General features: G+C 45.6%; 15 protein-coding genes. 14 read left to right on the top strand and 1 reads right to left on the bottom strand.

Annotation, left to right across the window (positions count from 1 at the left end; genetic code table 11):
• Nucleotides 1-8 precede the first annotated feature (8 nt).
• The 9 genes from AZ46_RS07720 to map all read left to right on the top strand — a co-directional run bounded on the left by AZ46_RS07720 (nt 9) and on the right by map (nt 8,000).
• Nucleotides 9-1,685 carry a formate--tetrahydrofolate ligase gene (locus AZ46_RS07720; RefSeq protein WP_029280432.1) on the top strand — a complete coding sequence of 559 codons (1,677 nt, stop codon included), beginning with the start codon at nt 9-11 and terminating at the stop codon, nt 1,683-1,685.
• Nucleotides 1,685-2,185: a hypothetical protein gene (locus AZ46_RS07715; protein WP_029280434.1), complete on the top strand. Its 501-nt coding sequence runs from the start codon at nt 1,685-1,687 to the stop codon at nt 2,183-2,185. Before AZ46_RS07720 ends, AZ46_RS07715 begins: the two co-directional genes overlap by 1 nt.
• A gap of 2 nt (nt 2,186-2,187) precedes the next feature.
• A complete protein-coding gene (locus tag AZ46_RS07710) occupies nt 2,188-2,670 on the top strand; it encodes a glutathione peroxidase (protein WP_029280436.1) in 483 nt (160 codons plus the stop codon).
• Nucleotides 2,671-2,727: 57 nt separating this feature from the next.
• A complete protein-coding gene (locus tag AZ46_RS07705; protein WP_029280438.1) occupies nt 2,728-3,591 on the top strand; it encodes an amidohydrolase family protein in 864 nt (287 codons plus the stop codon).
• 62 nt (nt 3,592-3,653) lie between these two features.
• The gene (locus tag AZ46_RS07700) at nt 3,654-4,499 is read left to right on the top strand and encodes a DegV family protein (protein WP_035319153.1); all 846 of its coding nucleotides are present in this window, start codon (nt 3,654-3,656) and stop codon (nt 4,497-4,499) included.
• A 13-nt stretch (nt 4,500-4,512) separates the two neighbouring features.
• Nucleotides 4,513-5,163 (top strand): HD domain-containing protein, encoded by a 651-nt coding sequence (locus AZ46_RS07695; protein ID WP_029280441.1) that lies wholly within the window; start codon nt 4,513-4,515, stop codon nt 5,161-5,163.
• 79 nt (nt 5,164-5,242) lie between these two features.
• Nucleotides 5,243-6,367: a conserved virulence factor C family protein gene (locus AZ46_RS07690; protein ID WP_029280442.1), complete on the top strand. Its 1,125-nt coding sequence runs from the start codon at nt 5,243-5,245 to the stop codon at nt 6,365-6,367.
• Between the two features lie 147 nt (nt 6,368-6,514).
• Nucleotides 6,515-7,219 (top strand): class I SAM-dependent methyltransferase, encoded by a 705-nt coding sequence (locus AZ46_RS07685; RefSeq protein ID WP_029280444.1) that lies wholly within the window; start codon nt 6,515-6,517, stop codon nt 7,217-7,219.
• A 31-nt stretch (nt 7,220-7,250) separates the two neighbouring features.
• The gene (gene map / locus AZ46_RS07680; protein WP_029280446.1) at nt 7,251-8,000 is read left to right on the top strand and encodes a type I methionyl aminopeptidase; all 750 of its coding nucleotides are present in this window, start codon (nt 7,251-7,253) and stop codon (nt 7,998-8,000) included.
• 41 nt (nt 8,001-8,041) lie between these two features.
• Here the strand turns inward: map and AZ46_RS07675 are convergent, their stop codons facing one another.
• The gene (locus AZ46_RS07675) at nt 8,042-8,740 is read right to left on the bottom strand and encodes a DUF421 domain-containing protein (protein ID WP_412768600.1); all 699 of its coding nucleotides are present in this window, start codon (nt 8,738-8,740) and stop codon (nt 8,042-8,044) included.
• A 156-nt stretch (nt 8,741-8,896) separates the two neighbouring features.
• Here AZ46_RS07675 and ilvD point away from each other — a divergent pair, with 156 nt between their 5' ends.
• From ilvD to AZ46_RS07655, 5 genes are all read left to right on the top strand, one after another.
• On the top strand, nt 8,897-10,609 hold the full coding sequence (gene ilvD, locus AZ46_RS07670) for a dihydroxy-acid dehydratase (RefSeq protein WP_029280450.1): 1,713 nt from the start codon (nt 8,897-8,899) through the stop codon (nt 10,607-10,609).
• A gap of 73 nt (nt 10,610-10,682) precedes the next feature.
• Nucleotides 10,683-11,117: a BrxA/BrxB family bacilliredoxin gene (locus AZ46_RS07665; protein WP_029280452.1), complete on the top strand. Its 435-nt coding sequence runs from the start codon at nt 10,683-10,685 to the stop codon at nt 11,115-11,117.
• A gap of 126 nt (nt 11,118-11,243) precedes the next feature.
• Entirely contained in the window at nt 11,244-12,023 is a 780-nt protein-coding gene (locus AZ46_RS07660; RefSeq protein WP_029280454.1) for a class I SAM-dependent methyltransferase, read from the top strand.
• Nucleotides 12,024-12,050: 27 nt separating this feature from the next.
• Nucleotides 12,051-12,176 carry a YuzL family protein gene (locus AZ46_RS21725; RefSeq protein WP_152554731.1) on the top strand — a complete coding sequence of 42 codons (126 nt, stop codon included), beginning with the start codon at nt 12,051-12,053 and terminating at the stop codon, nt 12,174-12,176.
• 285 nt (nt 12,177-12,461) lie between these two features.
• Nucleotides 12,462-13,049, top strand: coding sequence for a YpjP family protein (locus AZ46_RS07655; RefSeq protein ID WP_029280456.1), 588 nt, complete (start codon nt 12,462-12,464; stop codon nt 13,047-13,049).
• Nucleotides 13,050-13,062: the final 13 nt, after the last annotated feature.

The raw sequence follows: 13,062 nt of genomic DNA, 5'->3' as shown, positions 1-13,062 counted from the left end.
TGCTAAAAATGAAACATAAATCAGACATCGAAATCGCTCAGGAAGCTGTCATAAAACCAATCCGGGAAATTGCGGGACAACTTGATATTTTAGAAGATGAAATTGAGCAATACGGTAAATATAAAGCGAAACTGTCGCTGGATCTTCTTAAAAGAAAGCAAGATGCTCCAGACGGGAAAATCATCCTCGTGACGGCCATTAATCCGACACCTGCCGGAGAAGGGAAATCGACGGTAACAGTGGGCCTTGGCCAGGCGCTTAATCTGCTTGGAAAAAAAGCAGTGATTGCCATGAGAGAGCCTTCACTCGGTCCGACGATGGGAATCAAGGGGGGAGCTGCAGGCGGGGGCTATTCTCAGGTCATTCCGATGGAGGACATCAACCTGCATTTCACAGGAGACCTTCATGCCATTACAGCGGCAAACAATGCATTGTCAGCTTTACTGGACAATCATATTCATCAGGGGAATGAAAAAGGGATCGATCCAAGAAGGATTACGTGGAAGCGGGTCATGGATTTAAATGACAGGGCACTCCGGAATGTCATTGTCGGTCTTGGTGGCCCTGTTAACGGAACTCCGAGAGAGGATCATTTTGACATAACGGTCGCATCGGAGATTATGGCCATTCTTTGTCTTGCATCGGGCCTTGACGATTTAAAGAAAAGACTTGCCGATATCGTCGTCGGATTTACATACAGCAAGGAGCCGGTGACAGTCGGAGAGCTTGGTTTCCAGGGAGCGCTTGCACTTCTATTAAAAGATGCCCTGAAGCCTAACCTCGTGCAGACGCTGGAACATACGCCAGCGATCATTCACGGCGGCCCGTTTGCAAATATCGCCCACGGCTGCAACAGCCTTCTCGGAACAAAAATGGCTGCCAAGCTTGGTGATTATGTTGTAACAGAAGCTGGATTTGGAGCAGATCTGGGAGCAGAGAAGTTTCTTCACATCAAAACACGGGCAGGAGGATTCGAACCTGCTGCAGTCGTCATCGTAGCGACCGTCCGCGCTCTTAAAATGCATGGCGGAGTGAAAAAAGACCAGCTTCAGGAACCTGATAAAGAAGCGATGCTTGCAGGAGCATCGAATCTTGCGAAGCATATTGAATCCATCCAGCAGTTTGGGCTGCCTTATACGGTTGCCATTAACCGTTTTACATCTGATGCTGATGAAGAAATCGATGCGCTGCTTGACTGGTGCGCGGCTCATTCCCATCCTGCAGCTCTTTCTGAAGTATGGGAAAAAGGGGGCGCAGGCGGAATGGAACTCGCTGAAAAAGTCATTCAGACAATCGCAGAAAATAAAAATCAGTTTTCGCATTTATATGATCTTGCCGACAGTATTGAAGCCAAAGTTGAAAAAGTGGCAAAAACCGTTTACGGGGCAAAAGCGGTGGAATTTTCGTCAAAAGCCAAAAAGCAGCTTAAGGAGTATGACGGGTACGGGTGGTCCAATCTTCCGGTCTGCATGGCAAAAACCCAGTATTCTCTTTCTGATCAGCCTGAACTGATTGGAAGGCCGGAAGATTTTACGCTTACAATCAGAGAGCTGAAGCCTTCAATTGGAGCGGGGTTCATCGTATGCTTGACAGGGGATATCATGACAATGCCAGGACTCCCTAAAAAGCCTGCGGCACTCGGCATGTCGGTAGATGCAGACGGGAAAGCGGCAGGGCTGTTCTGATGTTTGATCCGACTGCATTTGACAACTTAAAAACGGTCCTTGAAGGTGCTGTTTACGACGCGGATCTTGACGGCAGCATTTCAGTTACAGGCAGAAAGGATCTTGTAGACCTTGCGGCGATGTCAAGGGTGTATAAGATTCAATTTCAGCTGAAAGAATCAAAGGATGCAGCTGCTGTATTCCGGCTCGCCATGAGCCTCCCGGAGCTTTCTGGAGAGCTTTTGAAAACAAATGATGTACATTCGTGCGAAATTGGCCTCACTTTTCATGAAAAGGGGCCAGAAGAGTTTACGTTCGCTAAACGAATGATAGAAGAAGACTGGGGAGTTAACTTTAAGGTGCGTCACCAGGTGATGTATGATGTACCGTTTAAAGAGTACAGCCATGTTTATCACGTTCAGTTCGGGCGGAGCATAAGCGAAGATCATGTGGATGATCTGATGGCGATGACAGAACATGCCATTACAACCCTCGAAAAAATAGCTGAAGGAGGAAGCTGACTATGAGTATTTATGATCTTCATGTAAAAACAATTAATGGTGATGAAAAATCAATGGATACGTACCGCGGAAAAGTGCTTGTGATTGTGAATACAGCGAGCAAATGCGGATTTACTCCGCAATACAAAGCGCTGCAGGAGCTTTACGAACGGTATCAGCCGGAGGGGCTTGAAATTCTTGGCTTTCCATGTAATCAGTTTATGAGCCAGGAACCTGGGACGGAAGAGGACATTATAAGCTTTTGCGAATTGAACTATGGTGTTTCTTTTCCAATGTTCGCCAAAGTTGATGTCAATGGCCCGAAAGCTCATCCGCTGTTTACCCATCTAACAAACGAAGCGCCTGGCCTGCTCGGTTCAAAGGCTGTTAAATGGAATTTCACCAAGTTTCTAGTGGATCGTGACGGAAAAGCTGTTGAACGTTTTTCTCCAAATACAGACCCTAAAGAAATGGAAGAAACGATTCAGAAGCTGCTGCAGCAGTAAATTTGCCGGAAAGAAGCCAATAACGGCTTCTTTTCGTTTATAAAGGAGGAACGTGCAGTGAAAATCATTGATGCCCATATGCATATTTCAGAGATTCAAAGCTTTAGGCAAACAGGGGATGACGTTTCTCTTGTGGATTATTCCCTGAAAGGGCTGCAGAAAGAATATGAAGATGCAGGAGTTGTAGCTGCCATTGCCATGGGTGTGACTGAAACAGCCGGCGGTGCTTTTCCGGATAAAGCTGCAGAGACACCAATGGGAGTCGACATTGAAGGCAGTGTGCCCAATAATTTTTTCGTCTGTCAGGGAATTAATCCGTATAAGCTCAGCGAAGAAAATCTTCTGATGCTCGAGAAATCCCTCCAGCACCCACAGACGGCCGGGATTAAAATTTATCTCGGATACTATCCTTTTTATGCCTATGACAAAGTGTACGGACCAGTCTATGAGCTTGCTGAAGCATTCCGCCTTCCGGTTGTTTTTCATACGGGCGATACATATTCAGACAGAGGTCTTCTCAAATACAGCCACCCTCTCACTCTTGATGAAGTGGCAGTTGAACACCGGAATATCCAGTTCATGATGGCGCATCTCGGAGACCCCTGGGTGCTTGACGGTGCTGAGGTCATTAATAAAAACCATAATATGCATGCCGATTTATCCGGACTGCTTGTCGGCACTGACAGGACGATTGCAGCCAAAAAGAAGACCAGGTTCTTTGATCACCTGATTCATGCGCTTTCCTACTGCGATCACTATGACAGGCTTTTATTTGGGACAGACTGGCCGCTTATAGGGATAAAACCATACATTGAACTGTTTTGCGAACTGATTCCCGAGGAACATCACGGGCTCTTTTTTTACGATAACGCCCTGCGTCTGTTTCCAAAATTAAATGAGTTTTTAAAAGAGGAATCCTAAACTCTTTCGACTAATACTAAGAATAGGGGTTTGAAAGCTTAAAGAGAAAGGGGAATACGATGATGGGGAGAAAAATTGCATGGGTAACAGACAGCACGGCAAGCATTGATCAGGAAATCAGGGATCACCCCGACATATACTGGGTGCCTCTCCTTGTATGCATCAATGGAGAAGACTATTTGGACGGTGTGACTCTAGCACCGGAAGAATTATATCCGCTACTTAAAAAACCGGAAAATGCCATTACCACATCACAGCCGCCGCCGGGAGCTTTTGCAGAGCTTTACAGGAAGCTTGCAGAAGACTATGACGAAGTGATTTCCATCCACCTGTCAAGTCTTCTCAGCGGTACCTACTCTTCTGCTGTTCAGGCAGCAGGCGAAGCAGAAATACCGGTTACGGTCATTGATTCTCTCATTTTGTCAGAACCTCTGACAAGAATTATTAAAGCAGCCGTTCGCATGCACGAAAAAGGCATGGAGACGGAACAAATTGTTGCAGAGCTTGAGAGTCTGAAGGAGAAACACCATACATACGTGCTGATCGGGGACCTTACAAGACTTCACAAGAGCGGAAGAATGACCGGAACTCAATATTACCTTGGAAGTCTTTTAAACATTCAGCCAATCATCCGCATTAAGTCAGGGTCGCTTTCTACCGAAGAAAAAGTCCGGTCTGAAAAGAAGGCGTTTCAGTATATAGCAGGTCAAATCAAACAAGGCAGTCAAACACATTCAATCCGTGAAATTGCGGTGATGTTCACTTCAAAACGCGACAAGGCCGACCGCCTGCATGACACGCTTGCGAAAGAATTTCCCGAAATTCCGGTTAAGCTTGTGCCGCTCTGCACAACAATCGGTGTACATACAGGCGAGGACGTAGCCGGCGTATCCTGGTTCCAAGAATAGGAAGTGTCTTAAATTGAAAGAAATCATTGAAAACATCGAACACATCGTAAAAGAGCGTCTCCAAAAAGAAGGCACCGGTCACGACTGGCACCATATTGAAAGGGTAAGAAGGACGGCTGTAAATCTTTCGAAAAAATACGCGTGCAGCCAATCTGTTGTTGAACTTTCTGCTCTCCTTCATGATGTGATTGACGAAAAGCTGTCAGATGAAATCCGGATGAGTACCGAAGAAGTCGCAGCCCTGCTTGAAAAGGAAGGACTCGATCAGTCGTCTATCAGTGATATTCTGGCGGTCATTACATCGATATCATTTAAGGGAGGGGGCAGGGAGAAGGTTTCTTCCATAGAAGCACAGATCGTCCAGGATGCCGACAGGCTTGATGCAATGGGGGCAATAGGAATTGCAAGAGTCTTTTCCTACGGAGGATCAAAAGGCAGCCTCATCCATGATCCGGACATGCATGTCAGGAGCAGCATGACGGAAAAAGAATACCGCTCGGATCGTTCTACGTCCATCAATCATTTTTACGAAAAACTGCTGAAGCTGAAAGATCTCATGAATACAGAGGAAGGAAGGGTTCTTGCCCTGCAGCGCCATCAGTTTATGGTTGCCTATCTCAAGCAATTTTACCTTGAATGGGAAGGGCCGGGAAGGAACTCGTGAGGGACGGTTTCTCTAAATGGAAAGAGCAATTACAGCTATGTTAGAATAGGTGCAGACACGAAACAAGGAGTGACATGGCTTGAATATTAAATCAATTGAACCGACACCGAGCCCAAATACAATGAAAGTCATTTTGGATGAGGAGCTGCCGGGCGGGAAAAGCAGCAATTATAAGCCTGAAACAGCTGAGGGTGCACCGGGCGTCATTCAGGAGATTCTTAAAGTGGAAGGCGTAAAAGGCGTCTATCATGTGGCGGATTTTCTGGCAGTAGAACGCAATGCCAAATACGACTGGAAAGAGATTTTGCCCAAAGTCCGTGCTGCATTCGGCGAAGAGACGGAAGAAAAAGCTGACTCCGGCTCAAAAATCAATGATCATTTCGGCGAGGTCAATGTCCACGTCCAGATGTTCAGCGGCATCCCGATGCAGGTTAAGCTTTCTGACGGCGAGACAGAAAAACGGTTCGGACTTCCCGAGCGTTTTCAAAAAGCGGTTCTTGCTGCGCAGCAGAACGCAGACAACGTTGTGCTTGAAAGAAAGTGGAAGGAACAGGGAGTAAGGTATGGCGACTTTGATGAAATTGGAAAAGACGTCACGGAAGAGCTGCAGGCAGCCTATACAGAGGAGCGGCTGACAAAGCTTACAGAAGCTCTTTTGAAAAAGGACAAGTCTGAACCGGTTCCATCCCGCAAATCTTACACGGTGACAGAGGACATGCTTGAGGATCCGGAATGGACGGTGCGCTATGCGCATCTCGAGCAAATGGATCCAAAAGAGAGCGATCTTCCTGTTTTAAATAAAGCATTAACAGATGAAAAGGCATCAATCCGAAGACTTGCGGCAGTATATCTGGGGATGATCGAGGAACCGTCTGTGCTTCCTTACCTGTACAAAGCCCTGAAAGACAAATCGGTTACCGTTCGCAGAACGGCCGGCGACTGCCTCTCAGACATCGGTGACCCTGCAGCTATGGAAGAGATGATGCTTGCCCTTAAAGACAAAAACAAGCTTGTCAGATGGCGTGCAGCCATGTTCCTTTATGAAGTCGGCGACGAGCGGGCACTGAGCGCCCTAAAAGAGGCCGAAAACGATCCTGAATTCGAGGTCAGCCTTCAAGTGAAAATGGCCATCGAACGGATTGAAGGCGGAGAAGAGGCAAAAGGCTCCGTCTGGAAACAGATGACAGAAAGCAGACAGCAATAAGACGGCCGAAAGACTAAATCACTTAGTGGATTTAGTCTTTTTGCAGAGTTTTTTTCTGAAATGCAAAGACCCATTCTGGACTTTAGCCATATTATTTTAGCGCGGTTTCTTAGCGCTTGATGAAAAAACGATGGGGGAAAATCTTATATGCCGAATAAGACAAAAGAAGCATTTGACCGACTTGCGAGGATCTATGAAACCGAAACGGACAGTCTTTATAATACAGATTATGAAAGGCCTGCTATGGTGGCTAATATCCCTGAAAACCTGAACGGCTCTAGTATCCTTGATGCCGGCTGTTCTGCCGGCTGGTATTCGGATCAGCTGCTGAAAAGAGGAGCGCATGTGACGGGCGTTGATATCAGCCCCAATATGATTGAAGCAGCCATCAGGAAAACGGGAGGGCGTGCAAAAATGATCTGTCACGACCTCTCAGAGACCCTTCCTTTTGCTGATGCCTCGTTTGACGGTATTGTCAGTTCACTTACGCTTCATTACTGCAAAGACTGGAGGCCTGTTTTAAGTGAATTTTCCAGAGTTCTAAAACCATCAGGCTGGCTTCTTTTTTCCACTCACCATCCATTTATGGACTGGAAACTGTTTGAGTGCAAAAACTATTTCAGCGAGGAACTTTTGCATGACACCTGGAAAAAATCAGGTCAGACATTTGATGTGAGTTTTTACAGAAAACCTCTGGAAAAAATCGTCACAGAAACGAGCCGCTTTTTTTCAATAGATAAACTGATTGAACCTAAGCCTGCTGAAAGTTTGTATGAAAAACATCCTGCAAACTATGAATATTTGACGAATAACCCTCATTTTATAATGATTAGGGCAACTGCAAGATCATAAGAAGAGGTCCAATTCCAAGAGGAGACGTTCGATGATTATTCTAAAAAGCGAAAGAGAAATCAGCCGGATGCACGAAGCGGGAAAGCTGCTTGCTTTGTGCCATAAAGAGGTTTCAAAGCTGTTGAAACCAGGTGTAACGACACTTGAGATCGATTCCTTCGTGGATAAGTACCTTGCTGACCACGGAGCGGTCCCTGAGCAAAAAGGCTATAAAGGCTACGAGTTTGCCACGTGTGCATCGATCAATGACGAAATCTGCCACGGCTTCCCGAGAAATCAGCCCCTAAATGATGGTGATATTGTAACGATTGATTTTGTCGTGAATTTAAACGGTGCTCTTGCAGACTCGGCGTGGACACATGCAGTGGGAAATGTGTCCGATCAGGCGCTGAAATTAATGGATGTCACAAAAACGGCCATGTATAAAGGGATTGAGCAGGCAGTGATCGGCAACAGGCTTGGGGATATTGGGCATGCCATTCAAGACTATGCAGAAGGTGAATCTTTCTCGGTTGTGAGAGATTTTACCGGCCACGGCATCGGTCCGAGCATCCATGAGGAACCTACTGTTCTGCACTACGGGATGCCAGGCAAAGGATTAAGACTGAGAGAAGGAATGGTCATTACCATTGAACCCATGGTGAACGCCGGAACGTGGTATTCAAAAATGGACGATAACGGATGGACTGCCCGCACAGTTGACGGAAAACTTTCAGCCCAATATGAGCATACTGTGGCCATTACGAAAGATGGGCCTCTTATATTGACTGAAAAGCAGTAAAAAGCGATTTCACTCAGAAATCGCTTTTTTTTGCTGATGATTTATATTAGGAAAGGAGGATAATTGGCTGCTTGGGCATGTTTTGGGCTGACCTGAAGAAATTTGTTCTTAGTAATAGAAGCAAAAAAAACGTCATCCGTAGATTCAAAACCTTGCGTTAATAACTCGCCATCCAGCCAACTCCTGTCAGTTTCAAAAAATTCAAGTACTTCGTCAAAGACTTTCCCTTCAACGATTAATGGAAATCCGGCTTCTTTAATGACAGGGCCGCTTGTTTTTTTAAAGACAGATAGTTTACCGCTGCCTTCAATGACTGCAAGTTCTACTTGAGAAAGGTGAAAGATGTCTTTTTCTCTCAAAAGAGCTAGAACATTATCGATTGTGAATTGATTCTTTTTTATTGCATCCGACAGAAGAACCCCATTCTCGATAATGACATTCGGCTCAAACGTTACGAGATTTTCCATTCTTCTGTTTGAAACTTTCCATTTAGCTAATATCTTCTGCAAAAGCGCAATCATGAAAATGGCTGCGATAGTAGGCAGGTGTTCAATTTCAGGGTCTGCAATGTCTGCCCCTACTACTGAACCAAGTGTTAAAATGGCTAAAAAATCAAAAACCGGCAGTTCTCCGATTGACCGCTTTCCCATAAAAAGAGTGAAAAATAATAAAAGCGGGAGGATGGTAACTATTCGAACCGCTACAATACCTATGTCTTTCGCAATTTCCAAAGCAGTCACCCCTTTGGTAGCTAGTATAGGCCTTCTCCCTAAAACTATTTCAGCTGAATAAAAAATGGCAGAAATTTTATTTTTAGAAATTATTCGAATATTGTTGAAATACAGTAGAATTCGGACTATAGTATATAACAATACCAATTTAACGGGGTGATGTAAGTGAGCAAAAAAGATTTGAGAATCAAGAGCAAAGTAATCAGCGACGATATGAAACGAATGCCGAACCGTGCCATGCTTCGTGCGGTTGGGTTAAAAGATGAAGATTTCCAGAAACCGATGATTGGCATCGCCTCTACATGGAGCGAAGTAACTCCATGTAATATACATATTGATAAACTTGCCCAGCTGGCTAAAAAAGGCGTAAACACTGCAGGCGGCGCAGGGATGATTTTCGGCACAATTACAGTGTCAGACGGCATTTCAATGGGAACAGAAGGCATGCGCTACTCCCTGCCTAGCCGCGATGTCATCGCGGACTCTATTGAAACGGTAGTCGGAGCAGAAAATCTCGATGCATTTGTTGCCATCGGGGGCTGCGATAAAAATATGCCGGGATGTATGATTGCTATTGCACGCGCTGAAGTGCCGGCAGTATTTGTATATGGCGGCACGATTAAACCGGGCCGCTTAAATGATAAAGATATTGACATTGTATCTGCGTTTGAAGGGGTCGGAAAATTCAACAACGGAGACATCGACAAAGACGGACTGCACCAAATCGAATGTCATGCATGCCCAGGCGCAGGTTCTTGCGGAGGCATGTACACGGCGAATACGATGGCATCTGCGATTGAAGCGATGGGAATGAGTCTGCCGGGCAGCTCTTCAAATCCGGCTGAAACAGAAATGAAGCAAAATGACTGCTATGAGGCTGGACAGGCCGTATACCGTATGCTTGAGCAGGATATTTACCCTAAAGACATCATGACGAAAAAAGCATTTGAAAATGCGATTACGGTCGTGATGGCGCTTGGCGGATCAACAAATGCCATCCTTCACCTCATGGCCATTGCCCATTCAATCAACGTAGAATTATCGCTTGAGGATTTTGAGCGTCTGCAGCGCAAAGTGCCTCATATCGCTGATCTGAAGCCGAGCGGAAAATATGTTATGCAGGATCTGCACGAAGCAGGCGGAGTACCTGCTGTGATGAAGCTTCTCCTTGAAGAAGGGCTTCTGCACGGAGACTGTCTGACAGTTACAGGAAAAACAGTAGAAGAAAACCTTCGCGAAATGGAAGGCCTGAGAGAAGGACAGGACGTCATCTATCCTCTTGAGCAGGCATTGAGAAAAGACGGACCTCTTGTGATTTTAAAAGGGAACTTATCGCCAAGCGGGGCGGTTGCGAAAGTTTCCGGCCTGAAAGTAACGAAAATGACAGGGCCTGCAAAGGTATTTGATACAGAGATTGAAGCGACAGAAGCTGTGATGTCAAACGAAGTGACCGCAGGTGATGTGCTCATTATCCGCTATGAGGGCCCTAAAGGGGGACCTGGTATGCCTGAGATGCTGTCCCTGTCGTCCATCATTGTCGGCAAAGGCCTTGGAGAGAGCGTAGCACTGCTGACAGATGGCCGTTTCTCCGGAGGGACACACGGTCTTGTTGTCGGACACATTACGCCTGAGGCACAGGTCGGAGGCCCGATTGCCCTTGTGAAAAATGGTGATCTGATTACGGTTGACAGCGATAAGCGCGAACTTCATCTGCATGTGTCTGATGAAGAGCTTGCTGAAAGAAAATTAACATGGACGGCTCCACCTCTCAGAAACCGCGGTGTACTCGGGAAATATGCAAGAACCGTTTCCTGCGCATCACAGGGTGCGGTGACAGATGCATTTGAAGAGGCAAAAGAACCTGCCAAAACCCGCTGAGGGCCGTCTGTTGAATTGTCATTCTACCTGTAGTATTCTTTTACTACATGCGAAGGCTTAGGAGGAATGACAAATGTCAATGGCATATGAAGAATACATGCGTCAAATGGTGAAACCAATGCGAGCAGAGCTTACAAATGCAGGGTTTCAGGAATTAACGACTGAAGAAGATGTAAAAGCGTTCATGGAGAAAGCACAGGGAACGACTCTTGTAGTAGTCAACTCTGTCTGCGGCTGTGCGGCAGGACTTGCAAGACCGGCTGCCACTCAGGCGATTATGCAGGCTGAAAATGCGCCTGACCACCTTGTGACAGTTTTCGCAGGGCAGGACAAAGAAGCTACGGCTGCAATGAGAGGCTACTTTGAAGGGCTGGAAGCTTCTTCTCCATCAATGGCTCTTTTAAAGGGAGATAAAGTTGTCCACTTTATCCCGCGTCATGAAATCGAAGGAAACACGATCGAGAACATTATGGAAAATCTTCTCGGTGCCTTTGAAGCAGCTAAATAAAAATTCTCGGGATGCCTGGAAACAGGCATCCCTTTGTCATGAAAAATTGACTAGTCTGCAAGCCCCGAGCTCCTGTCCGGAAGAAACGGGCCGCGGCGCTTATGCTTTGAATGGGAGTGAAAACCTGTGATTGTCACAACTGCCGGAAGGACGAATCCTTCCATGATCCGGCTTGCAGAAGGAATAGCGAATGACCTGAAGGCAGCTTATATCAGCCGGAAGAAACAGTCCGTACAGACGCTGTCAGAAGTGCACGGAGATGTGCTAGTGGTCGGAAAGGACAGGCTTGAATGGCATAAAAAAGGCGGGATGGAGCCGTTTTTCTTTCATCCCAATTCAGCGATGTTCAGACTCAAGAGGCTTCAAAAAGGAGAGCATGATCCCCTAATTGCTGCAGCTGACCTGAAACCGGGCGACACGTTTTTGGATTGCACGCTTGGTCTTGGCTCTGACAGCATCACAGCAAGCTATGCAGTCGGAGAAAAGGGGAATGTAACAGCAGCGGAAGCGAATCCGCTCGTAGCCTATCTCGTAGAAAAAGGCCTTGAAACGTGGGAAACGGGAGTGGATGAGTTTGATGCCTGCATGCGGAGAATACAAGTTGAAAGCAGGAATCATGTTGATTTGCTCAAGGAACTTGATGCGAATTCTTACGATGTCGTTTACTTCGATCCCATGTTTGAAGAAGCTATCACCGAATCTGATGGAATCGGCCAATTGAGGGCGCTGAGTGAGTATTCTCCAATAACGGAGGACACCGTAAAGGAAGCCAAGAGGGTTGCCGCAAAAAGGGTTGTGTTAAAGGATCATTGGAAAAGCCCGTCATTTCATCAACTCGGCTTTCAAGTTTTTAAAAGAAAATCAGCAAAATTTCACTATGGTGTGATAGAAACAAAAGATCTGTGAAAAATAGGATGAGGAGGTGCTCATCCAATGTCAAAACATAAAAGCGATCCATCGAAATCTCAGCTTGGTTCACCTGAAACACAAGGACAGGGAACAACGGCTTCTGAGGCAGGAAGAAAACAATCTTCTGCATCCAAAAAGCAAAAGCGTTAAAACGAAAAAGCTCATGGCAGCAGCCATGAGCTTTTTTCAATCTGTAATTTCAGTGAAAATAAAATAAGCCAGTGTCACGAATGATGCAATAATAAAGACGGATTCCATTCTGATTCACTCCAAACACTCTAGGTTTTTATTTCCAGCTTCCCCTTTAGTTTAAACGTTTTCATCCCGATTTAAAACCATTAGAAGGTCGCTTTTGCAAAAAAATTCTATAAATAAAGAATTTATTTATGATAGAATAATAGTATTATAGGAAGACTTGGAGGAAGACACGGCATGATGAACAAATGGATGCGTAAAACGCTTGTCATCTTATTTACAATTGCAACCTTCGGAATGGTTGCGCCTCCTGCAGCCCTGACAGTTGAAAACCGCTCATCTGAAGATTCTGCTGTTAATTTAAACGTTCCGCAAAAACATTTATTTGAGGATGAAACCGCTTACTGGAAAGCCCCGTCTAAAGAAGAACACATTTCCTCCTTTTTAGAAGCGGCAGAAATTCAGTCTTTTGAGAAATTCGGAGACAAAATCGGCACTAAAATTGAAGATGAATTCAGGCAGATCATTCTTCCTAAAATGGAAGAAGCCATCAGGGAGTATGCGGAAGACTATTCGGATGAGGACATCAGGGATCTAGTTATTTCTAAAAAGCCTGCTGACGGGAAGGGCGAAAAAATCTTTCACCTATATAACAAAGAAACCGGTGAAGATATCTTAAGATTTCATGTTCGCCGTGACCACCCGCCAAAACAGGGTTACTGGTTTAACTTTCATTACCACACGCACCATGATTCTTTTCAGAAGCATCACGAACTTGGAAGCATCTACTGGAATCAGAATATGCCTCCAAACTGGATGACACATTAAAGGGGTGCAATGT

The sequence above is a fragment of the Metabacillus indicus LMG 22858 genome (assembly GCF_000708755.2).
Lineage (GTDB): Bacteria > Bacillota > Bacilli > Bacillales > Bacillaceae > Bacillus_P > Bacillus_P indicus.
Note: the sequence above shows the minus strand (reverse complement) of the source record. Positions and strands in the feature narration are given on the sequence as shown.